At 72.6% G+C, this 23,097-nt stretch carries 17 protein-coding genes; 6 read left to right on the forward strand and 11 right to left on the reverse strand.

Annotated elements, in window-relative coordinates:
* Positions 1-185 precede the first annotated feature (185 nt).
* Positions 186-908 carry a hypothetical protein gene (locus ACZ7J0_RS11565; protein WP_470886297.1) on the forward strand — a complete coding sequence of 241 codons (723 nt, stop codon included), beginning with the start codon at positions 186-188 and terminating at the stop codon, positions 906-908.
* Positions 909-930: 22 nt separating this feature from the next.
* Here the strand turns inward: ACZ7J0_RS11565 and ACZ7J0_RS11570 are convergent, their stop codons facing one another.
* On the reverse strand, positions 931-2,664 hold the full coding sequence (locus ACZ7J0_RS11570) for a cell division protein PerM (RefSeq protein WP_470886299.1): 1,734 nt from the start codon (positions 2,662-2,664) through the stop codon (positions 931-933).
* Positions 2,665-2,780: 116 nt separating this feature from the next.
* Here ACZ7J0_RS11570 and ACZ7J0_RS11575 point away from each other — a divergent pair, with 116 nt between their 5' ends.
* Positions 2,781-4,019: a helix-turn-helix domain-containing protein gene (locus ACZ7J0_RS11575; RefSeq protein WP_470886301.1), complete on the forward strand. Its 1,239-nt coding sequence runs from the start codon at positions 2,781-2,783 to the stop codon at positions 4,017-4,019.
* A 185-nt stretch (positions 4,020-4,204) separates the two neighbouring features.
* Here the strand turns inward: ACZ7J0_RS11575 and sucD are convergent, their stop codons facing one another.
* The 8 genes from sucD to ACZ7J0_RS11615 all read right to left on the reverse strand — a co-directional run bounded on the left by sucD (position 4,205) and on the right by ACZ7J0_RS11615 (position 13,795).
* Complete coding sequence (sucD, locus tag ACZ7J0_RS11580) at positions 4,205-5,089, reverse strand: succinate--CoA ligase subunit alpha (protein WP_468708207.1); 885 nt, start codon at positions 5,087-5,089, stop codon at positions 4,205-4,207.
* A gap of 19 nt (positions 5,090-5,108) precedes the next feature.
* Positions 5,109-6,287, reverse strand: coding sequence for an ADP-forming succinate--CoA ligase subunit beta (sucC, locus tag ACZ7J0_RS11585; protein ID WP_470886303.1), 1,179 nt, complete (start codon positions 6,285-6,287; stop codon positions 5,109-5,111).
* Between the two features lie 480 nt (positions 6,288-6,767).
* Positions 6,768-7,736 (reverse strand): hypothetical protein, encoded by a 969-nt coding sequence (locus ACZ7J0_RS11590; RefSeq protein ID WP_470886305.1) that lies wholly within the window; start codon positions 7,734-7,736, stop codon positions 6,768-6,770.
* Between the two features lie 105 nt (positions 7,737-7,841).
* Positions 7,842-8,777, reverse strand: a complete 936-nt coding sequence (locus ACZ7J0_RS11595) for a hypothetical protein (protein ID WP_470886307.1) — start codon at positions 8,775-8,777, stop codon at positions 7,842-7,844.
* 101 nt (positions 8,778-8,878) lie between these two features.
* Positions 8,879-10,054 carry a vWA domain-containing protein gene (locus ACZ7J0_RS11600; RefSeq protein WP_470886309.1) on the reverse strand — a complete coding sequence of 392 codons (1,176 nt, stop codon included), beginning with the start codon at positions 10,052-10,054 and terminating at the stop codon, positions 8,879-8,881.
* A complete protein-coding gene (locus ACZ7J0_RS11605; protein ID WP_470886311.1) occupies positions 10,051-12,354 on the reverse strand; it encodes a DUF5682 family protein in 2,304 nt (767 codons plus the stop codon). Before ACZ7J0_RS11605 ends, ACZ7J0_RS11600 begins: the two co-directional genes overlap by 4 nt.
* The gene (locus ACZ7J0_RS11610; RefSeq protein WP_470886313.1) at positions 12,351-13,481 is read right to left on the reverse strand and encodes an ATP-binding protein; all 1,131 of its coding nucleotides are present in this window, start codon (positions 13,479-13,481) and stop codon (positions 12,351-12,353) included. The genes ACZ7J0_RS11605 and ACZ7J0_RS11610 overlap by 4 nt, the downstream gene beginning before the upstream one ends.
* 188 nt (positions 13,482-13,669) lie before the next feature.
* Positions 13,670-13,795, reverse strand: a complete 126-nt coding sequence (locus tag ACZ7J0_RS11615) for a hypothetical protein (RefSeq protein ID WP_470886315.1) — start codon at positions 13,793-13,795, stop codon at positions 13,670-13,672.
* Between the two features lie 47 nt (positions 13,796-13,842).
* Here ACZ7J0_RS11615 and ACZ7J0_RS11620 point away from each other — a divergent pair, with 47 nt between their 5' ends.
* Together ACZ7J0_RS11620 and ACZ7J0_RS11625 are read left to right on the forward strand one after the other, a co-directional pair.
* Entirely contained in the window at positions 13,843-15,231 is a 1,389-nt protein-coding gene (locus ACZ7J0_RS11620) for an SWIM zinc finger family protein (RefSeq protein ID WP_470886317.1), read from the forward strand.
* Between the two features lie 16 nt (positions 15,232-15,247).
* Positions 15,248-16,876 (forward strand): DUF5691 domain-containing protein, encoded by a 1,629-nt coding sequence (locus ACZ7J0_RS11625; RefSeq protein ID WP_470886319.1) that lies wholly within the window; start codon positions 15,248-15,250, stop codon positions 16,874-16,876.
* A 299-nt stretch (positions 16,877-17,175) separates the two neighbouring features.
* Here ACZ7J0_RS11625 and ACZ7J0_RS11630 read toward each other — a convergent pair whose 3' ends face one another.
* Positions 17,176-17,589 carry a cobalamin B12-binding domain-containing protein gene (locus ACZ7J0_RS11630; protein WP_470886321.1) on the reverse strand — a complete coding sequence of 138 codons (414 nt, stop codon included), beginning with the start codon at positions 17,587-17,589 and terminating at the stop codon, positions 17,176-17,178.
* A 326-nt stretch (positions 17,590-17,915) separates the two neighbouring features.
* Here ACZ7J0_RS11630 and ACZ7J0_RS11635 point away from each other — a divergent pair, with 326 nt between their 5' ends.
* A complete protein-coding gene (locus tag ACZ7J0_RS11635; protein WP_470886323.1) occupies positions 17,916-18,752 on the forward strand; it encodes an esterase/lipase family protein in 837 nt (278 codons plus the stop codon).
* 261 nt (positions 18,753-19,013) lie between these two features.
* A complete protein-coding gene (locus ACZ7J0_RS11640) occupies positions 19,014-20,519 on the forward strand; it encodes a M23 family metallopeptidase (protein WP_470886325.1) in 1,506 nt (501 codons plus the stop codon).
* 91 nt (positions 20,520-20,610) lie between these two features.
* On the opposite strand, the gene pcrA is transcribed toward ACZ7J0_RS11640, so the two are convergent.
* Positions 20,611-23,097 (reverse strand): DNA helicase PcrA, encoded by a 2,487-nt coding sequence (gene pcrA, locus ACZ7J0_RS11645; protein ID WP_470886327.1) that lies wholly within the window; start codon positions 23,095-23,097, stop codon positions 20,611-20,613.

Raw genomic sequence — 23,097 nt, forward strand, 5'->3', positions numbered from 1 at the left:
CCCGCGATACGGGGAACTCTACGAACGGCCCGACCGTCAGCAACGATACCGGCACACCGAGCGGCCCCCACGGGACGGGGGCGTGGCCGGGGGGTAGCGTCTGGGGACAGAGCCCGTACCCGTATGGACGGACACGACGACAGAAGACCCGGTTGCGCGGGGTCTGAGGGGAAGACGTTCACCACATGCCGGACCGACGCCGCCGTACGGCCATCCCATTCCTGCCGCGGGAACGCCAGTCGACGGACGACAACAATCCGTTCGCACCGCCGCCGGAGGGCCGACCGGACCAGCCCTGGCAGCCGCGCCGCCCGGAGGACACCTCGGGCTCGCCCGACTCCCCCGACCCGGACTCCGACGGCTCCCCCGACTCCTCGGGGAACGGCAGCCGGTGGAGCCCCCGCCAGCCCGGCCGCTCGACCGACGGCTTCGGCCGCCGCCCGGAGCGCCAGGACGGTGGCGGCACCGGCGGCGGGCAGGACGGCCCCGGCCTCCGCTGGGACCCGACGGACCCCGCGCAGCGACGCGCGCGGTACGCGCTGCTCGCGGGCATGTGGGCATTCTTCTTCGCCATCTTCGACCTCTCCGAGATCGCCCTGCTGCTGGGCGCCCTGGCGCTGTACTGGGGTGGCAGCTCCCTGCGCGCCAAGCCGAAGGCGCCCAACCCGGCCGCGGGCGCCCCCGCGCCGGCCGCCCCGGCCACGACCCGCCCGCAGCGGACGGCCGCGATCAGCGGCCTGGTGACGGCGGCCCTGGCGCTGGCCATCGTGGCGGCGACCTTCACGATCCAGTCGGTCTACCGGGACTACTACACCTGTGTGGACGACGCCCTGACCAGGAGCGGCCAGCTCGCCTGCAACGACCTGCTGCCGAAGCCACTGCGCGACGTCTTCGGCGTCCAGGAGTAGCCCGGCGGGAGCGCGGGGTCCCTTACGGGGCCTCAGGGGGTTCGAGGCGTTCGGGGAGTTCCGGCGGTTCGGAGAGTTCGGGGAGTTCCGGGAGTTCCGGGAGTTCCGGGAGTTCCGGGAGATCCGGGAGATCCGGGAGATCCGGGAGTTCCGGCAGTTCGGAGAGTTCCGGCGGTTCGCTGGGGCGGGGCGGCCGCGAGTCCGGGGAGACGCGCGGGTCCCGGGAGGTCTCCCACAGGGCTGGGAAGAAGTCGTACCGCTCGAACTCCTCGTCCTCACCGCCTTCCTGGTCGTCGTAGAGACCGCCGTCACCCACGTCGGAGCCGGCGTTCACGTCCGCGTGGGCGTCGGTGCCGGCGTCCACGCGCGAGTCGGTGTTCCCGTCAAGGTGGGAGCGGGAGTCGTACGAAGCCGGCTCGTCCCCGGCTTCCGCACCGGCCGGGACCAGGAGCGGCGGCATGGCCGGGAAGGGCGGCGCGACGAATTCGAGTGCAGCGCCCCGGGCGTGGGCACGGGACCGCCACGCATGGAGGGCCAGGGCCAGCGGCAGACCCACCACCGCCGTCCACACCGCCGCCGCCGCGCCCGTCAGCCACCCCACAGGCCCCAGCTCCGACAGCCGCCCCACGCCCAGCGCGCCGCCCGACAGGGACGCGAGAACCGCTGTCGCGGCCCCGCACATCCCCGCCCCCAGCAGCGCCGTCAGCGCCGTCTCCCGCGCGCCCCCGAGCTCCCGCACCTCACCCCGGACCGTCCAGCACGCCAGTACGATCCCCGCAGTCACCGGGATCGCCGCCGCGGCCCAGTGCGGCCAGCTCCCCGGGCCCTCCCCTGGGAGCGCGGCCAGCAGGGGGAAGGGCGGCAGGACGGCATGGCCCGCGAGGGCCAGCGGTGTCGCGGTGGCGCCCGTACCGAGCGCGAAGCCGGGCCCGAGGCCGTACGCCGCCGCCCAGAGCGCCGCGTTCGGCATCAGCGCCAGCGCCAGCAGCCCGACGGACAGCCGTCCCGACCAGTCACCGGCCAGCTCCGCGAAGGACTCCTGCGCGGCGCCCGCGTGCCACCCGAGCGACACCAGGACCAGCACCGCACCTCCGCCGACCAGCGTGAGGAGCGCCGCGGCGGCGGACCGCACCGCCCTGGCGACACGTGTCCGGGCCAGCCCCACCCGTAGCCGTTCGGGAAGCCACCGCGGCAGGGGTCCCCGCGGTCGCCCGTTCGCCGTCCAGACACCCGCGGCGGCGGCGGGCACGGCGACCGCTGGGATCATCAGCAGCGCACTGAGGGAGTCGGGGGCCGGCGAGCCCCCCGACGCGTACCCCACCGTGGCCGCCGCGACCAGCAGATAGCCGCCGGACACGGCGCACAGCGCGCCGCGCGAGGAGGGCTTCGGCCGCCCGTCCTCTGGTTCCAGAGCGTCCCGCGCAGCCCGGTGCGCCAGCCAGGCGGGCAGGGCGACGAGCAACAGCGGCACGATGCCGAGCGGGGCGGACACCCCGGAGAGCGTGTCGGTACGGACGAGGTCCACGCCGTGCGCCAGGAGCCACAGGCCGGCTGCCGTGTGCAGCGCCTCGCCGGGACCGCTGTCGGGGTACGGGGAACTGATCCACAGCGCGATCACCAGGACCGCGAGCGAGCCGAGCCCGAGGCCCGCCGCGACAATTCCCCGGACGAAGGAAGCGGCCAGCGCGGCGGAGCGGCCGCCCTGGACCAGGGGGGCGGACGACAACGACGGGATCTGCTCGCTCACTTGGGTCACACGCCCATGCTGCCAACGACACGCGCTTTTCCGTCGTAACAGGCAAACAGCCGTTGTGTCGCTCAATATACGGTTATGTACTTTTTCGCCCAGTGCGTCGCCGCGGGAGGTCGTCCATGACGCGGCCCACCCTCTCCCCATCCGCCGCCTCTCTGCCTCCCCCCGAGGAGCGACGACGGCTGCGCGAGGCCAAGTCGATGAGCGAGAAAGAACTGGCCTCCGCGATCGGCACCACGGGCGCCACCGTCCAGGCCTGGGAAACGGGCCGCGCGGCACCGCGCGGCCAGAAGCTGGAGGCCTACGCGAGGCTGCTCGCCGAGGCGGCCGCGGAGGTCGAGCCGAAGGTCGAGGAGACGCGGGACATGAACGAGCCGTGCGACACCGATGAGGCAGAGGAGTCGCAGAGGTCGCACGAGCCGGAGCAGCGGGAGCAGCGGGAGCAGTCGGAGCAACCGAAGGAGGCGAAGCAGGCGGATAAGGACGAACCTCCGCTTCCGGAGCCCGCGCCGGACCCCTTGGCCGTCGCCGCCGCGATCGCCGCCCAGAAGCCGCAGCCCCTCACCCCCGAACAGGCCTTCGACGCCCTCTACGCCTACGCCGCCCCCGCACTCGTCCACCAGACCTACCTGCTCACCGGCCGTCGCCGGCTCTCGCGCGAGTCCGTCGAGTACGCCTTCCACCTCGCGTGGCAGCGCTGGCCGGAGGTCGCCGTCGACCGGGATCCGGCCGGCTGGGTCCGAGCCGCGGCCCATGAGTACGCCATGTCACCCTGGCACCGATTCCGCCGCGCGCACCGGCACCCCGACGCCCCGCCGACGGCACCGGCCCGGCGCGAGCTGCTGACCGCGATCCTGGACCTGCCACCGTCGTACCGCCGGACGCTCCTGCTCTACGACGGCCTGGGCATCAACCTGCCCGACATGGCAGCCGAGACGGAGGCGAGCACCCCGGCCGCCGCGAAGCGCCTGCTGCACGCCCGCCAGGCCGTTGCCCAGCGGCTGCCCGAGCTCACGCACCCGGAGGCGCTGCACCGGCGGCTCTCCGCGCTGGTCGCCGAGTCCCCGACGGCGACGATCCCGCCGGCCCGTGCCGTACGAACCGGCAGTGAGCGCCGGACGAGACTGTGGACGCGCGCGGCCGTCTGCCTCACCGTGGTGATCATCGGCGCGACGGCCTTCACCGTGGCCACCGCGCCCACGGCCTATCTGCCGCCCCTCGCCCCGGCGGAGGCCGTCGGCGGCGTGCCGGCGCGCAGCGGCCCGGCCCCGCTCACCGCGGAGGACCAGTTGCTGCGGGCCAAACTGCGCGGGGAGCCGATGAACGGCCCGGAACGACTGATCCCCGATCCCCGCTGAGCCAGCAGCCCGCCCGGCGGCCGAGGTCGCCGGGTTGCCGGGCCGCCGAGGAGCGCCGAGGAGCACCGGACAGGGACTGCTGTGCGCGGGCAGGACGGACCGCCGAGGCGCGCAGGCGCCGCGCGGACGCGAAAGGGCCCGCGCCCCGGTTTGCCGGGGGCGGGCCCATTCGTGGGTCAGGCAGCTCAGCCCGCGAGGATCGCGCGCGCCAGCTTGGCCGTCTCGGTCGGCGTCTTGCCGACCTTGACGCCCGCGGCCTCGAGGGCCTCCTTCTTGGCCTGGGCGGTGCCGGAGGAGCCGGAGACGATGGCGCCGGCGTGGCCCATGGTCTTGCCCTCGGGCGCGGTGAAGCCCGCGACGTAGCCGACGACCGGCTTGGTGACGTTGGCCTTGATGAAGTCGGCCGCACGCTCCTCGGCGTCGCCGCCGATCTCGCCGATCATCACGATCAGGTCCGTCTCCGGGTCCGCCTCGAACGCCGCGAGGGCGTCGATGTGCGTCGTACCGATGACCGGGTCGCCACCGATGCCGACGGCGGACGAGAAGCCGATGTCACGGAGCTCGTACATCATCTGGTAGGTCAGCGTGCCGGACTTGGACACGAGACCGATGCGGCCGGGCTTCGTGATGTCGCCCGGGATGATGCCGGCGTTGGACTGGCCGGGGGTGATCAGGCCGGGGCAGTTCGGGCCGATGATCCGGGTCTTGTTGCCCTTGGCCTTCGCGTACGCCCAGAAGGCGGCGGAGTCGTGGACCGCGATGCCCTCGGTGATGACGACGGCGAGACCGATCTCGGCGTCGATCGCCTCGACGACGGCGGCCTTGGCGAAGGCCGGCGGCACGAAGAGGACGGAGACGTCCGCGCCGGTCTTCTCCATCGCTTCCTTGACGGAGCCGAAGACGGGGACCTCGGTGCCGTCGAAGTCGACGGTCGTACCGGCCTTGCGGGGGTTCACGCCACCGACGATGTTGGTGCCGTCACCCAGCATGAGCTTGGTGTGCTTCATGCCCGTGGCACCGGTCATGCCCTGGACGATGACCTTGCTTTCCTTGGTCAGGAAGATAGCCATGGTGTTCTGACCTCGTCCCTTACTTCGCAGCCGCGAGCTCGGCGGCCTTGTCGGCCGCGCCGTCCATGGTGTCCACGCGCTGGACCAGCGGGTGGTTGGCGTCCGACAGGATCTTGCGACCCAGCTCCGCGTTGTTGCCGTCGAGGCGCACGACCAGCGGCTTGGTGACCTCTTCGCCCTTGTTCTTGAGCAGCTCGAGGGCCTGGACGATGCCGTTGGCGACCTCGTCACAGGCGGTGATGCCACCGAAGACGTTGACGAACACGGACTTGACGTCCGCGTCGCCGAGGATGATCTCCAGGCCGTTCGCCATCACCTGGGCGGACGCGCCGCCGCCGATGTCGAGGAAGTTGGCCGGCTTCACGCCGCCGTGGTTCTCACCGGCGTACGCGACGACGTCGAGGGTCGACATGACCAGACCGGCGCCGTTGCCGATGATGCCGACCTCGCCGTCGAGCTTGACGTAGTTGAGGCCCTTGGCCTTGGCAGCAGCCTCGAGCGGGTTGGCTGCGTCCTTGTCCTCGAGCGCCTCGTGCTCCGGCTGACGGAAGTCGGCGTTCTCGTCGAGGGAGACCTTGCCGTCGAGGGCGATGACGCGGCCGTCGGCGACCTTGGCCAGCGGGTTGACCTCGATGAGGAGCGCGTCCTCGGCGACGAAGGTCTTCCACAGGGTCACCATGATCTCGGCGACCTGCTCGGCGACGTCGGCCGGGAACTTCGCCTGGGCGACGATCTCACGGGCCTTCTCGATGGAGACGCCCTCGTTGGCGTCGACCGGGACCTTCGCGAGGGCCTCGGGGGTCTTCTCCGCGACCTCCTCGATGTCCATGCCGCCCTGGACGGACGCCATGGCGAGGAAGGTGCGGTTGGTGCGGTCGAGGAGGTACGAGACGTAGTACTCCTCGGCGATTTCCGGAGCGGTCTCCGCGATCATCACCTTGTGGACCGTGTGGCCCTTGATGTCCATACCGAGGATGTCCGTCGCGCGGGCGACGGCCTCGTCCGGAGTGGCGGCCAGCTTGACGCCGCCGGCCTTGCCGCGGCCGCCGACCTTCACCTGCGCCTTGACGACCGAACGGCCGCCCAGACGCGTCGTCGCCTCGCGCGCCGCCTCAGGCGTGTCGATGACTTCACCGGCCAGCACCGGTACACCGTGCTTGGCGAAGAGGTCCCTCGCCTGGTACTCGAACAGGTCCACGCGCGTCCGTCCCTTTTCAGTGGTATCGCGGTTCGTTGTCTGCGTGGGCGTGCCGCGGAGGGCAACGTGACTGCGCTGTCACTGAGGGAGGCGTACACGGTGTCCGTGGACGCGGCATGTCCGTCCCGCAGGTTATCCCCGTGGGCCGTGGGTCCCTAAATCGCAGATCACACCTGAGCGGTGATACCGGTCACAGATCGAGCGTACGGCGAGGCGGTCCGTGAGGCACGCAGAGCGGGCCCGCAGCGGGCGTTGACGCAAAGCGCGAGGTCGGCGGGATCGTCGCGGGTGACGCGTGACATGTCCCACAGGACCGCGCCGGAGGGCGTTTTGAGCGCTTCAGGAAGGGCGGAGCTGCGGATTCCGTGCCGCCGGGAAACGGAATCCGCAGAAGGCCGGCCCGGAAGGATCCGCGCCGCCGCCCCGGGGCGACGCGAACGGGACGCGTGTGCGCGGCCCGTCCCGTCGCCCCGGCGACGATCAGATGCCGTACGGCAGGTAGTCCGGGGTGACCGAGGCGACGGTGCCCTGGAGGCCGGTGGTGGCGTTGCCGGTGAGCGGGTGGACGTTGTTGTCGACGGCCGTCACGACGCCGCCCGCGAAGGGCTGGACCTCGCCGACGACACCCTGCGCGAAGCCGGTGGCGCTGCCGCCGACCCCCTGCACGACCGGGTGGACCTGGTCGGCGACGGTCCCGACGACGGTCTCCACGAACGGCTGTACGGAGCCGACGACGCCGCCCGCGAACGGCTGGACCTGCGACACCACACCGCCGGCGAAGGGCTGGACCTCGCCGACGACACCCCCGGCGAGGTGGGTGACATCACCGACCGCCTGGCCCGCGACGGGGAGGACACCGTCGACCGCCCGGCCGGCGATGGGAGGCAGGACGTCGGCGGAGACGCCGTCGACGATCGGGGTGGCGGCGGTGACCACGTTCTGGGCGTAGGCCGGGGCGGTGCCCAGCAGCTGGCCCGGGGCCTGGTCCAGCTCGGGAACGAACGCGGAGAGCGGACCGAAGAGGTAGTCGATCTCGCCCTGGGCGCCGGACTGGACGTCCTGGACCTGGGACTGGACCTGGGACCGGGCCTCGGCCGTGGCTCCCTGGGCCTGTGACCGGGCCTGGGTCGTGGCGCCCTGGGCACCGGCCCGGACGTCGGAGACGGTCGGCAGGTCGACCCGGTCCTGGACCTGGTCCTGGACCTGGTTGTCGACCTGGTTCCGGACCGCGCTCTGGAGACTCCGGGCGTCCTGGACCTGGTTCTGCGCCCCGGACGTCGCGTCCTCGACGCCACCGGCGAGGTCGCCCACCAGGTCGGCGGCCGCGTCCGGCGTCGACAGCGGGACGGATACGGGCAGCTCGTCGGCGCTGGCGGCCGCGGTACCGAGCGCCCACATACCGGTGGCGGTGGCGGCAACGGCTATGGAGCGGCGAATGTTCTTGTTCATGCGTGCGTCGTCCTTCGAATTCGAGATTCCGGAGTGCTCTCCGGTACGGCGGGCAGACCTGTCCCGCCCCCGCGCGGCAGGTCATGAGCGGGGGAAAGGCCTGCCCTAGCCGGGGAATTCGAGGACGTCGTGGGGCCGTGCGAGAAGGGGCGCGACAGTCGCCGGCAGACCGGCTCCCCGTACGAGCCCGGCGCGCGGTCCTTCCGTGGACGGGGTGGCGCAGTGGTCCCCGCCGCGCGGCGTGTTCGACTCGCTCGCGCTCTGCCGCCCGGTGTTCCCGCAGGGCTCGCCGGGAGCGGGCAGGGGCGCGGGCACGGGGGACGGCGCGGCGGGCGCCGGCGCGGCGACCGGCCGGTGTCGTGCCGGATAGGGGCCATCGACGGTGGGCGCGGACGCGAACGCCCGGGCCAACAGAGCCCCGGACGCGGACGTTTCCGAGCCACGGACCGCTACCGGTACCGGTGCCGGGCCCGGACCTCCGGCTCCGGCGACTCCGGTTCCGGCGTCGGCCTCAGCTGCCGGATCGTCGACACCCTCGCCTCCGGTGTTCGTCCCGACCGGGATGTCGCCCTCGGGCAGGTCGAACGGCGGCTCGAGGGGCGGCGTCGCGCCAGGAACGGACGGAAGGGAAGGCACGGCCGGAACGGCCGGGACGGCGGGGAGTTCCGCGACAGCGCCCCGTACCGATTCGACGACGGGCGTGACGACATGGTGGTCCACGGGGGCGGCGACCTGCTCGCCCACGGGCCGCGTCACGGGGTCGACCACGCGGCTGACCACATGCCCAACACGCTGGACACGCTGGGCCGTGGGCTCGACGACCCGCTCGACGGCCGGCGAGGCCGCTTCGGTCGCGACCGGTTCCACCGCACGGGCGTCGGGTGCTGTCAGCGACGACTCCGCCGCCTGCGCCTGTCCGCCGCAGAGGAAACCCAGAGCCAACAGGCCTCCGAGGAACACGACGACGGCCAGCGCACGCCGGGCCACCGCCCCGCGCGCGAGGCGCGGAGCGGCAACCGGCATGACACCTGCGGCAGTCACGGTGTGTGGAACCCCTCGAAATCCGGACACGCGGAACAAGTCCTTCCGCGGACGACGGGACGATGCTTGCACGAGCCTCCCGGGGTCACGCAAGTCCTGTGTTACTGATGGGTCACCATGTCCGGTATGGGTAGGGGCCGCTTCTCGATCGCGGCCGCCATCACCTCCGGAAAGAGGTCGGGTGTACACGCGAACGCCGGCGCGCCGAGTTCGGACAGGGCCGCCGCGTGCTCCCGGTCATAGGCCGGCGCCCCCTCGTCCGAGAGCGCGAGCAGCGCCACGAACTGCACACCCGACGCCTTCATCGCCGCGACCCGCTTCAGCATCTCGTTCCTTATGCCTCCCTCGTAGAGGTCGCTGATGAGGACGACGACGGTGTCGGCGGGGCGGGTGATCTGCGACTGGCAGTACGCCAGCGCCCGGTTGATGTCCGTCCCGCCGCCGAGCTGGGTGCCGAAGAGGACGTCCACCGGGTCGTCGAGCTGGTCGGTCAGATCGACGACGGCCGTGTCGAAGACGACGAGCCGGGTGGCGATGGAGCGCATCGAGGCCAGCACGGCGCCGAACACGGAGGCGTACACGACGGAGGCGGCCATCGAGCCCGACTGGTCGATGCAGAGGACGACGTCCTTCTTCACCGACCGCGCCGCCCGTCCGTAGCCGATGAGCCGCTCGGGGACGACGGAGTGGTACTCCGGCAGGTAGTTCTTCAGGTTCGCCCGGATCGTGCGGTCCCAGTCGATGTCGCGGTGGCGCGGCCGGCTGATCCGGGCACTGCGGTCGAGGGCGCCGGTGAGGGTGGCGCGCGTGCGGGTGGCGAGCCGCTTCTCGAGGTCGTCGACGACCTTGCGGACGACCGCGCGCGCCGTCTCCTTGGTCGTCTCGGGCATGGCCTTGTTGAGCGAGAGCAGGGTCCCGACGAGGTGGACGTCCGCCTCGACGGCCTCCAGCATCTCCGGTTCGAGCAGCAGCGTGGACAGCCCGAGCCGGTCGATGGCGTCGCGCTGCATGACCTGGACGACGGAGCTGGGGAAGTAGGTCCGGATGTCCCCGAGCCAGCGCGCCACGGAGGGCGCGGACGCGCCGAGCCCGGCCGACCGGTCCCGGCCGCGCTGCCCCGCGCCGCCACCCTGCCGCTCCCCGTACAACGCGGTCAGGGCGCCGTCCATCGCGGCGTCGGTGCCCGACAGGGCGTGGCCGGTGCCTTCCGCCGCTCCCCCGCCGAGAACCAGTCGCCAGCGTCGCAGCCGCTCGTCGGTCTCCGTCGCCGCGCTCATGCCGCCACCCCCACACGGTCGTTGTCCGCCAGCAACAGCCTCAGCACCGGGAGCACTCCGTCGGCGCGCTCCTGGTCCAGGCCGGCTCCGAAGCCCGGTGCGACGGGCTGGGCGTGCGCGGGCTTCCGCGGTCCGGCGGGGCCCCTGGCGACCAGCTCGCCCAGCGTGCGGCGGACGCCCGGCTCATACGCCGAGAACGTGCGGCGCAGCAGCGGCAGCACATCGGTGAACGCGCTCGCGGGCACTCCGGTCAGCCAGGTGTCGACGAGGGCGAGCAGTCGCTCGTCGTGCACCAGGAGCAACCCCCCTCCGGCGGCGCCGCCGACGAAGCCCTCGATCCAGGCGGCCGCGTCGGTGGGCGCTGTTCCGGGGGAGAGGGCGAGTCCCATGAGCCGGGCGGCCTCGTCCTCGGCGAGCCGCCCGTCGTCGAGGAGCAGCCGGGCGGCCCGGCCGCGTATCACTCCGGGCACGCTGTCCCGCACGGCGAGCTTGCGCAGGACGGCGCCCCAACGGACGGTCACGTCTCCGCTGTCGGGCAACAGCGCGAGCGCCGAGTGCACGGCGTCGAGGTGTCCGCGCATCTCGGCGGCGCCGTCCGCGTCGAGCCCGGTGCAGGCGGGTGGAAGGCCGACACAGATCCGCTCGGCGAGCCCCGCGGCCACCGCGCCGAGTGCTGCGGTGTCGGTGGACCGGACGTTTCCGTATCTCAGGGACCGGGCCAGTGCGGGCAGGGCCTGGGCGAGATGGCCGACGTCGGCGTCGAGGGCGGCCCGGTCGGCCAGGGCCTTCATGACGACCGGCAGGGCGCCGGGCAACTCGGCGAGCAGGCAGCGCTCGGCTAGCGCGGTGACCTCGGCGAGGGCGGTTGCCGAGACGGCCTGGGACTCGGCCTTGGCGGTGGCGGCGGAGAGCACGGTCGTGCCCCATACGCCGGCTTCGGCCACCCGGACGTGCAGTTCGGGCTCCCAGCGCAGCCGCCAGCTCTCCCGGAAGGTGCCGGTACTCGCGCGCCCGCCGCCGGCCTCGCCCCAGGGCACGGAGAGCAGTCCGAGCCGGTGGAGCAGTCTGCTGCGGGCGGCGTCGGTGTCCTTGCGCAGGTCGAGATCGAGGTCCCGCTCCAGCGCTTCCGGCTTGAGCCTCAGGGTGCGCTGGAGCCGGTTCAGATCCCGCTGCAGCGGGACGGCGGGGGCGTCGGGCGGCACTTCGCCGAGGACGTCGCCGATGATCAGACAGTCCCTGATGAGGCCGAGCGGAACATCGGAACCGTCGCACATGACGGCCCGTACGGCGTCGGTGGTCTCGCCCAGCCCGGCGAGGGGCCGGCCGCGCATGGCGGCGAGCGTGTCGGCGAGCCGTACGGCCTCGATGACATGGGCCGAGGAGACCGGCCGGTCCTCTTCCCGCAGCAGGCCGGCGACCTTGGTCATCCACCGCTCGACGGGCCGGTCGGGGGCGGCGAAGAGGTGGCCGTACCAGCCCGGGGAGTCGATGCCCGCGCCGTAGCCCGAGTGCCGGGCGAGCCTGCGGTGCGTCCAGGGCACCCAGGTCATTTCCACCTTGACCTTGGGCAGCCCCTTGAGGAGGGCCTTGTCCGCGGTGACGGTGGTGCGCTCCAGCAGGGCGGGCACGTGCCAGGCACCGCAGACGACGGCGACGGCCGCGTCGCCGAACTCCTTGCGCGCCTCCCGCAGACGCAGACGCATATGGGCCTCGCGGGCCAGGTCGCGGCCGTGTCCGCCGTGTCCGTACGACTCGCGCAGCGCCCCCATGGCCTCGGCGATCGCGGTGAAGGGCGCGAGGGGGTCGTGGTCGTCTCCGCGGTGTTCGATCACGTCCTCCCACCAGCGCTCGGGGTCGTCGTATCCGGCGGTCTCGGCGAGGACGGCGAGCGGGTCGATCCGCACCCCCTGGTCCACCTCCTCCCCCTCGTCCCCGTCGCCCCAGGTGGGGTCGGCGGCGAGGGCCGTCGAATGGGCGGCGGGCAGGTCGATGAACCGCACGGCGGCCTTGTGGTCGAGGGCCCAGCGGAGCGCCACCCACTCCGGGGAGAATTCGGCCATCGGCCAGAAGGCCGCCTGCCCGGGGTCGTCCACGGCGTGCGCAAGCAGCGCGACGGGCGGGCGCATCGCCTCGTCGGCGGCGAGCCGCACCAGCGCGTCCGCCTCGGGCGGCCCCTCGATGAGCACGGCGGCGGGCTGTTCCGCCTCCAGGACGGCGCGTACCGCGCGGGCCGAGCCGGGCCCGTGGTGGCGGACGCCGAGGATCAGGGGCGCGGGCCGGCCCGTCTCGGTGGCCGTCATGCGCTCACCTCCCGGCAGGCACGGTAGAAGTCCTTCCAGCCGTCCCGCTCCCTCACGACCGTCTCCAGGTACTCCTGCCAGATGACCCGGTCGGCGGCCGGTTCGCGGACGACCGCGCCGAGGATGCCGGCGGCGACGTCGCCGGGCCGCAGGACCCCGTCCCCGAAGTGCGCCGCGAGCGCCAGGCCGTTGGTCACCACCGAGATCGCCTCGGCCGTCGAGAGCGTCCCCGAGGGGGACTTGAGCTTGGTGCGGCCGTCGGCCGTGACGCCGTCGCGCAGCTCGCGGAAGACCGTGACGACCCGGCGGATCTCCTCGATGCCCTCGGGCGCGGACGGGAGTTCGAGCGAGCGTCCGAGCTGGTCCACGCGGCGGGAGACGATGTCGACCTCGGCGTCGGGGGTGGCGGGCAGCGGCAGGACGACCGTGTTGAAGCGGCGCCTCAGGGCGCTGGAGAGGTCATTGACCCCCCGGTCCCGGTCGTTGGCCGTGGCGATGAGGTTGAAGCCGCGGACGGCCTGCACCTCCTGGCCGAGCTCGGGGATGGGAAGGGTCTTCTCCGAAAGGATCGTGATGAGGGTGTCCTGCACGTCCGCCGGGATACGGGTGAGCTCCTCGACCCGAGCGGTCATGCCGTCGGCCATCGCGCGCATCACGGGGCTGGGCACCAGAGCGTCGCGGCTGGGGCCGTGGGCGAGCAGCTGCGCGTAGTTCCATCCGTATCGGATGGCTTCCTCGGGGGTGCCGGCGGTGCCTTGGACGAGGAGTGTCGAGTCGCCGCTGACGGCGGCGGCGAGGTGCTCGGAGACCCAGGTCTTGGCCGTGCCGGGCACGCCGAGGAGGAGGAGCGCGCGATCGGTGGCGAGTGTCGTGACGGCGACCTCGACGATCCGGCGCGGCCCCACGTACTTCGGGGTGATCACCGTCCCGTCGGGGAGCGTGCCGCCGAGGAGATAGGTGGCGACGGCCCACGGCGACATCTTCCAGCGGGCCGGCCTGGGCCGGTCGTCGGCGGCGGCCAGCGCCTTCAGTTCGTCGGCGAACGCGTCTTCGGCGTGCGGGCGCAGGGCCTCGGTGCCGGTGGGCGGCGTGGCGGCGGCGGGCGCGTTGGGTGTGGACACGGTCATGGAATCCCCCTCCAGATCGTTGCGACCGGATGTGGGACCCACCGTGCACCATGCCACTGACAATCGGCCGTCGCCGCAGGTCGAAGGGGCTTCCGACAGTCGTGGGCGGCCGGCTGAAGTCCGGGACGCTCGCGGCGGAACGCACGGCTCCGGGCGGGAGTCGCCCGGGGGCCGTGGAGCCGGACCGGCTACTTGACGATCGGGGAGACGGCGACGCAGCCTCCGGCCATCGCCTTCTCGCCGGTGGCCTCCTTGATGGCCTTCCCCGCGTAGGTGGGGGCGCGGGCTGGACCGAGTCGCCGCTCCCCGCACATCCGCAGGTCAGAGCCGCTTGTCAGTGGCGACCCGTAACGTCGGGACCATGCTGCGATCTCATGGGGGAGGCCCCCCGGACCATCCGAAGCAGGGGGCGCGCTGGACGGCGGAACAGGTGCTGGCTCTGGCTCCTGACGACGCGTCGCGCAGAGCGGGAGGCAAACTCGGCACGGCCGGACCGTGGTCCGAAGCGGGCGACAGCGGCGCGGGCGTCGTCTGGGGCCTGTGCAAGGGCAGTGGCAGCAAGCCGTATCAGACCGTCGTCGACACCACGGGCCCTGCCTACACATGCAGTTGTCCCAGCAGGAAGTTCCCCTGCAAACACGCGCTGGGACTGCTGCTGCTCTGGGCGGAGGGCGAGGAGACCGTCACCTCGGTCGCGGACGGAGACATCCCCGACTGGGCCGCGCGGTGGCTGGAGGGCCGCCGCGAGCGGTCCATGAGCAAGGAAGGGGGCGCGGCGGAGGGGACACCGGCCACGAGCGGCGATCCCGCGGCCGCCCGCCGCAGAGCGGAGCGCAGGGCCGCCAGGATCACCACCGGCGCCCAGGAGTTGGAGCAACGCCTCGCGGACCTGCTGCGCGGCGGACTGGCCTCCGCCGAGCAGGCGGGGTACGGCCTGTGGGAGGAGACGGCCGCCCGTATGGTCGACGCGCAGGCGCCCGGACTAGCCACCCGGGTCCGGGAGTTGGGCGCCATACCGGGCTCCGGTCAGGGCTGGCCGGTGCGGCTCCTGGAGGAGTGTGCCCTGACCCATCTGCTCGACCGCGCCTGGCTGGGTGTGGAGCGGTTGCCCGAGCCGCTGGCCGCCACGGTCCGCACCCGCGTCGGGCTCACCGCTCCGGCGGACGGGCCGCCGGTCCGGGACCGCTGGATGGTCCTCGCGCAGTACGACACCGCCGACGGGAAGCTCACCACCCGCCGCGTCTGGCTGTACGGACAGGAAAGTGGCCGGACCGCCCTCCTGCTGTCCTTCGGCGCGGCCGGCCGGGCACCGCAGCCGGCGCCGCCCGTCGGTGTCGTGCTCGACGCCGAGATCACCCCGCACACCGGCGCGGGACAACTGCGGGCCGAGCTGGGCGAGCAGTTCTCCGTCCCCGTCCCTGTCGAGGCTCCGCCTCCGGGCGGCCGGGTCGAGGAGGCGATCGGCGCCTACGGTCTGGCGCTGCGCGAGGACCCGTGGCTCGATTCCTGGCCGGTGACGCTGACCGACGTCATACCGGTGCCTTCGGACGGCGGCTGGCAACTGGCCGACTCCGTCGGCGGATCGGCGCTCCCCGTCGCCCCGTCGTCCCTCGGCGGCCCGGGGTTCTGGCGGCTCGTGGCGCTCTCCGGCGGCGGCCCGGTCACCGTGTTCGGCGAATGCGGACACCGGGGGTTCGCCCCGCTCGCCGCCTGGTCCGACGACACGTCCGAGACGGTCCCGCTCACCTGACAAGCCTGGAGGATCGATGACCGGCACCACACCCTGGGAAGAGCTCGTCACCTCGGCCCTTCTCGGCACCGACCGCCGCCCGCCCGCGGCCGGACCGACCGCGCCCGGCAGGGACGCGCCCCTCGCCCTGCTCGACGCCGCCGCGCTGCACACCGTGCGGCGCAGAGCGGGGCTGCGGCCGGGCGTCGCGGCCCCGGCGCCGGAACCGGCCCCGCGCGATCCCCGGCCGTCCCTTCCGGAGCCGGCCCGGCGGCGGCTGTCGCAGCTGCTGGCCGGGCGTTCCGCACCCGCGCCGTCCGGGGGGCGGCGCGGGGCGGCGCCCGACCTCACCGAGCTGCTCCCCCAGTGGCTGGCGGCGGCCGGCGAACACGGTTATCGCGCGCCGGCCGCCGCGCTGCCCGCCCTGCTCGACGCGGCCCGCGCCAGGACCGACCTGCGGTCGCAGGCGCTCGCCTTCGCCGGGCCGCGCGGTCTGTGGCTCGCCCGGCTCAACCCGGAGTGGAAGTTCGCCCTGCGCGGCGCGTCGGGCGGCGCCGCGCTGCCCGCGCCGGAGGACGGCGAGGCGGTCCAGCGCCTGTGGGAGGAAGGCCTGTTCGCCGAGCGCGTCGCCCTCCTGACCGCCGTGCGGGCCGCGGATCCGGCAGCCGCTCTCACGCTGCTGGCCACGGGCTGGGCGACCGAACGGGCCGAGGACCGGCTGATGTTCCTCGACTCCCTGCGTACCGGACTCACCGATGCGGACGAGCCGTTCCTGGAGCAGGCCCTCGCCGATCGCAGCCGCAATGTCCGCTCCACCGCCGCCGAGCTGCTCTCCGCGCTTCCCCACTCCGCGCTCGCCCGGCGCATGGCGGAGCGTGCGGTGACCTGCGTGGGTCCGGACCGCTCCGGCGACGCACCCGCGATTGCCGTCGAGGCGCCGCACGAATGCGACGCGGCGATGCAGCGCGACGGCGTCATCCCCACCCCGCCCACGGGTCGAGGTGAACGGTCGTGGTGGCTGGGTCAGTTGATCGAGTCGGCGCCCTTGTCCATCTGGCCGGCGCGGCTCGGCGGCCGTACACCGCAGGAGCTGGTGGCTCTGCCCGTCACGGACGGCTGGCAGGACGAATTGCACGCGGCCTGGTGCCGGGCGGCCGTTCGCCAGCGGGACGCGGAGTGGTCCCGGGCGCTGCTCGGTCCGCCCACGGCGCCCCCGGCGTCGGGTCCCGGCACCTCGTCGCTCGCCGAGCGCTCCAAACTCCTGTCGATACTTCCGGCGGCGGAGAGGTCGTCGTGGGTGGCGTCGTTCATCGGCGCGCACGGTCTGTCCGAGGCGTTCCAACTCCTCGGCGTCTGCGCGGTGCCCTGGTCCGAGCCGCTGGGCCGCTCGGTCGTCGACGCCCTCGACATCGCCCGGGACGCGGGCAGCTATCCATGGAGCTTCAGCGGGGTCATGGGCCTGGCGGAACGCTGCCTCGACCCGGACGAGGCACGCCGCCTGGAAATACTGACCGCCCTCCCGGACGAGGCGGAGGGCGCCTCACCGGGCGCGGGCGGCTACTGGTCGGAGGCGTTCCAGCGCCTCGTCTCGACGCTACGGCTCCGCGCGGCGATGCGGACGGAACTGGCGGGCCGCACGGAGGTGGACGCGGATTCACCGGAGTGACACCCGGCGACCGGGGTCGGGGCTTGAGGCGCCCGGACGCCCGGCGACCGGGAGTGGGGCTTGAGCCGCCCGGAGACACGGCGACCGGGGTCGGGGCTTGAGGCGCCCGGACGCCCGGCGACCGGGAGTGGGCGGCCGGCATCGGGACACGCGGCGCGGCCGGCCGGGATCGGGCCGCGAACGTCCGAACACCCGGCGCCCCGAGGGGGACCGGGACCGGCGGCCCGTGTGGCGGCCGGGGGCCGGCCACCCGGAGGGGCCTCTGTCTCGCCCGCCCCGCCCGGTCGCCCGGCAACCGGTTACGCCTCCGCGCCCTGGCGGACGTTCGCGTGGACCCAGTCCACGATCGACGCGGTCGTCGCACCCGGCGTGAAGATCTCCGCCACGCCCTTCTCCTTCAGAGGAGCGATGTCCGCGTCCGGGATGATCCCGCCGCCGAAGACCTTGATGTCCTCCGCGTCGCGCTCCCGCAGCAGTTCGATCACCTTCACGAAGAGGGTGTTGTGCGCGCCGGACAGGATCGAGAGGCCGATGGCGTCCGCGTCCTCCTGGATCGCCGTGTCCACGATCTGCTCGGGCGTCTGGTGCAGCCCGGTGTAGATGACCTCCATGCCGGCGTCGCGCAGCGCCCGCGCGATCACCTTGGCCCCGCGATCGTGGCCGTCGAGACCCGGCTTGGCCACCACCACGCGGATCGGACCGGTCACACCCATCACTGCCTCCGAATGCGTTCCCCGTACCTGATGCCCGGGGAGGTGAACGAACGTTATCGCCAGCATCCCGCAAGCGGCCGTTTCGCGGTGGGCAGCGAGGGGGAAATCACACGTGGGACATGTTCGCTCTGCACCGTACCCCTGTGAAGGGGCCCACTGGCCTCCGCCGGGACGGTTGCAAGGGGAGCCGCCAGGGGGTCGCCGTATCACCGCGCCGCCAGCCGCACGGCACGGTGGTACGGCTCATCGTCTTCTTTCCGTCGGCACCCCATGAGGGCATACGGGGGACGGAGCCGCTCGCCCGCGTGCCGTTCGGGAGGTCGGCGATGCAGCTCACCCAGGCCCGGACGTGGAAGAAACTGCCGCTTTTTCCACTCCTTCCCCTCTTTCCCCTCGCGCCGCTGCACCTGTCGATCGCCCTGTTGAAGGCGACCGCCCTGGAGCTGGCGATTCTCGCCGGGCACGCCCTGCTCTACCCGTCCGGTGTCGCCCAGGAGCGCCGCCCGTCCGACCGTGTCGACGACCCCTCGCGCCCGCCGGTCGTGCTGCTTCACGGCTTCATCGACAACCGTTCCGTCTTCGTTCTGCTGCGCCGCTCGCTGGTCCGGCACGGCTGGCGCCATCTGGAATCACTCAACTACTCCCCCCTCACCTGCGATCTCCGTAACGCGGCGGAGCTGCTGGGCCGCCATATAGAGGAGATCTGCGCGCGCACCGGCCGTCCCGAGGTCGATCTTGTCGGGCACAGCCTCGGCGGGCTGATCGGCCGGTACTACGTCCAGCGGCTCGGCGGCGACCGTCGCGTGCGCGTCCTGGTCACGCTCGGCACCCCGCACTCGGGCACGCGCGTCGCCCCGCTCGCCGGCGCCCATCCCCTGGTACGCCAGATGCGCCCCGGCTCTCCGGTCCTGCGGGAACTGAGCGAGCCCGCGCCGCACTGTCGTACGCGCTTCGTCAGCTTCTGGAGCGACCTCGATCAGGTGATGGTCCCCGTGGAGACGGCCCGCCTCGACCATCCCGACCTGATCACGCGGAACGTGCGCGTCAGCGGAATCGGACATCTGGCCCTGCCGGTTCACCCGGCTGTCGCCGCCGGGATCCGGGAGGCCCTCGAGTCGGACGACACGAGCGCCGACGCGTCGGGAGCGGCCTCGGTGGCGTGACCGCGCGCCGCCCGACGCGGCGCTCGGCGCCCTGGCGTACACCCGCCATCTGCGTCGAACACGCTTCGAACGCAGAGCCAAAGCTCTGCCCACGGCTGCCGAAACACGTCCGAATGCCCGTTTCCCCTGGGGATAAAACCCGCCGAAGATTGTCGGCTGTGCGTACCGCCGGGTACAGTCGCGCCACTGCTTTCCCCCTGGGGTCCCCCTGCACGGGACCGACCCCGGACTGGTCCTGCTGCCGAGGCGAGAGAGAAGTTGGTGAACGACCAGCACCCCCACGCCGGGTACGTCGGAGACGACGCCTACACCACGGGCAGCTTCGCGACGGATCCGCTCTTCGGTGCCCTTCCCGGCAGCCACGACAGCTCGGGCGGCTACGACACCGGCCACAGCGGGCAGTACGACACCACGCAGTGGGTCGGCACCCAGCAGTGGGACGTGGGCTCGTACGACAGCTATGTGACCCAACAGGCGGCGCCCCAGGCGCAGCAGTACGACGCCACGGGCCAGTGGGACTCCGGCGCGTGGAACCAGTCAACGCAGACAGGCCAGTTCGAGTCCGCGCAGTTCACCTCGTACGACACGACCGGCCAGTGGGCGGCCCCCTCCTTCGAGACCGGTACGTACGACGCGACCGCCTGGAACTACACGGCCCCCGTCCAAGAGGCCCTGGTGCCGCACCAGTACAGCCCCGGGACCACCGAGCAGGCGTACACGACCGAGCCCGAGTACCTCACGCAGACCGAGTACGCCCCGGAGCCGGAGTACTTCTCCGAGCCCGAGCAGCTCGCTCATGAGCCGCTCACTCACGGGACGTTCTCCCACGAGGTGTTCTCCCAGGAAGCGCCGGCCGAGCACCTCGACGATCACTCCGAGGACCACAACGGCAGCGACGCCCACGGCGATACCGACGAGGGGCCCCTCGGCGAACACCTCGCCGAGACGATGACCGCGCCGGTCGTCTCCTCCGCGCACACGACCTCCCCCCGCCCGGTCCGCCGTTCCGGTGGCAGCAGGGGCCGGCGTCGTACCCCCGCCAAGCGCTCCGCGCTCCTCACCGTCGCCGTCCCGTCCGCCTGTGTGATGGGCGTCGCCGGGATCGCCGCGGCGTCCGTCGGCGGACTCACCGAGGGCAACGCCGAGCAGAAGGACAGCACGACGTCCCTCGCCGCCGCCGACCCTTCCTCCGTCAAACCGGTCGCCGCCAACAACGAGTTGGACACCCAGCTCGCCGCGCTCAGCGCCGACGCCCGCGACTTCGGCGACCGCGCCAGCCGCACCCAGGAGCGCATCGACCTCAAGGCGCGCCAGGAGGCGGAGAAGAAGAAGCGCGAGGAAGAGGCGGCGCGCAAGGAGGCCCTGCGCCCCAAGTTCGTTCTGCCGGTGACGCTGCACCAGCTCAGCGCGCGGTACGGCCAGGCCGGCGTCAACTGGATGTCCGTCCACACCGGGATCGACTTCCCCGTCTCGTACGGCACGCCGGTGATGGCCGCGACCGACGGCACGGTCCGTACGCAGTGGAACAGCGCCTACGGCAACATGGCGATCGTGACGGCCAAGGACGGCACCGAGACCTGGTACTGCCACCTCAGCAGCACCAAGATCCGCTCCGGTCAGGTGAAGGCCGGCGAGGTCATCGCGTACTCCGGCAACTCGGGCAACTCCACCGGCCCGCACCTGCACTTCGAGGTACGGCCGGGAGGTGGCTCCGCGATCGACCCGATGCCGTGGCTGCGCAGCCACGGTCTCAACCCGGTCGGCTGACCGCGCGCGGGCCCCACGCCTCACGCTCCATGCTTCAGCGAACGACGAGCGCCCCGGCCGAGGCCGGGGCGCATCCACGTCGCGCGGAGAACTACAGCTTCTCGACCGGCGCGTACCGCAGCAGCAGCCGCTTCGGCTTCTCGTCCCCGAAGTCGATGGTCGCCTGGGCGTCCGCGCCCACCCCGGTCACCGCCATGACGGTCCCGAGGCCGAACTGGTCGTGGGTCACCCGGTCCCCGACCGTCAGCGAGATCACCGGCTTGTCCGTCACCCGGCGCGTCGCGAACCCCGAGGCCCCGGCGGCGGAGCCCGAGCCGGACCGGCCCCTGGACCGCGCGGACAGCGAGGCGGACAAGGAGGACGCGATCCCCGACGTCGGCCCGGCTGGGGCGGTCATCGGCCCGGTCCGCTTCCACTGGAGGTACGCCTCCGGGATCTCCTCGAGGAACCGCGACGCCGGGTTGTACGAGGGCTGGCCCCAGGCGCTGCGCATCGACGACCGGGTCAGATAGAGCCGCTCGCGGGCGCGGGTGATGCCGACGTACGCGAGGCGCCGCTCCTCCTCCAGCTCCTTGACCTGCCCCAGCGCCCGCATGTGCGGGAAGACGCCGTCCTCCATACCGGTCAGGAACACCACGGGGAACTCGAGGCCCTTGGCCGTGTGCAGGGTCATCAGGGTGATGACTCCGGAGCCGTCCTGGTCCTCGTCCGGGATCTGGTCCGAGTCGGCGACCAGGGCCACCCTCTCCAGGAACTCCGCGAGGGTGCCCGCGCCTTCGCCGCCCTCGGCGGCACTGCGCTCCTGCTCGAACTCCAGGGCGACGGCCGCCAGCTCCTGGAGGTTCTCGATGCGGGTCTCGTCCTGCGGGTCGGTGGACGCCTGCAGCTCGGCGAGATAACCGGTGCGCTCCAGTACGGCTTCCAGGACCACCGCCGGGCCGGCGCCGGAGTCCACGACCGTGCGCAGCTCCTCCATCAGCGTGTTGAAGCGCTTGACGGCGTTGGTGGAGCGGGCCGCCATGCCGTACGCCTCGTCGACGCGGCGCAGCGCCTGCGGGAAGGTGATCTTCTCGCGCTGCGCGAGGGCGTCGAGCATGGCCTCGGCGCGGTCACCGATACCGCGCTTGGGCACATTGAGGATGCGGCGCAGCGGGACGTTGTCTTCGGGGTTGGCAAGAACGCGCAGATAGGCCAGGACGTCACGGACCTCTTTGCGCTCGTAGAAGCGCACGCCGCCGACGACCTTGTAGGGCAGCCCGACGCGGATGAAGATCTCTTCGAAGACACGGGACTGCGCGTTCGTGCGGTAGAAGACGGCGACGTCGCCGGCCTTCGCGTCGCCCGCGTCGGTCAGCCGGTCGATCTCGTCGGCGACGAACTGCGCCTCGTCGTGCTCGGTGTCGGCGACGTAGCCCGTGATGTGGGCGCCCGCGCCGGCGTTCGTCCAGAGGTTCTTGGGGCGACGGCTCTCGTTGCGCTCGATGACGGCGTTGGCCGCGGAGAGGATCGTCTGGGTGGAGCGGTAGTTCTGCTCCAGCAGGATGGTGGTCGCGTTCGGATAGTCCTCCTCGAACTGGAGGATGTTGCGGATGGTCGCGCCGCGGAAGGCGTAGATCGACTGATCGGCGTCACCGACGACGCACAGCTCGGCCGGGGCGAGGTCCTCGTATCCGGTGCCCACCAGCTCGCGCACGAGCGTGTACTGGGCGTGGTTGGTGTCCTGGTACTCGTCGACGAGGACGTGACGGAACCGGCGGCGGTAGTGCTCGGCGACGTCCGGGAACGCCTGGAGCAGGTGCACCGTCGTCATGATGATGTCGTCGAAGTCCAGGGCGTTGGCCTCGCGCAGCCGCGCCTGGTACATGCGGTAGGCCTCGGCGAGGGTCTTCTCGAAGCCGTCGACGGCCTGGTCGGCGAAGGTCTCCTCGTCGATCAGCTCGTTCTTCAGGTTCGAGATCTTGGCGCTGAAGGACTTCGGGGGGAACTTCTTGGGGTCGAGGTCCAGGTCGCGGCAGACCAGGGACATCAGGCGCTTGGAGTCGGCGGCGTCGTAGATCGAGAACGACGACGTGAAGCCGAGCTTCTTGGACTCGCGGCGCAGGATGCGGACGCACGCGCTGTGGAAGGTCATGACCCACATGGCGTTGGCGCGCGGGCCGACGAGCTGCTCGACGCGCTCCTTCATCTCGCCGGCGGCCTTGTTCGTGAAGGTGATCGCCAGTATCTGGCCGGGGTGGACGTGCCGGGTGCCCAGGAGGTGGGCGATCCGGTGGGTCAGCACCCGCGTCTTGCCGGAGCCGGCGCCGGCCACGATGAGCAGCGGGGTGCCGGTGTGGACGACGGCGGCGCCCTGCTGTTCGTTCAGCCCGTCCAGGAGCGCGGCCGGGTCCACGACGGGGCGCGGGGCGCCGTCGCGGTAGTGCGCGTCCCGGGCCGGGGGCACGTCGAACCTGCCCCCGAAGAGGTCGTGGGGGACCTCCTCCGCGGCCGGGGCGTCGTCCTCGGGCGGTGGTGGGGGCTCCTCGGAGGTGTGGCTCCGGAAGTCCGTCAGGAAGCTGTCGTCAAAGAGGCTGCTCAT

This window comes from Streptomyces sp. NPDC038280 (genome assembly GCF_055600045.1).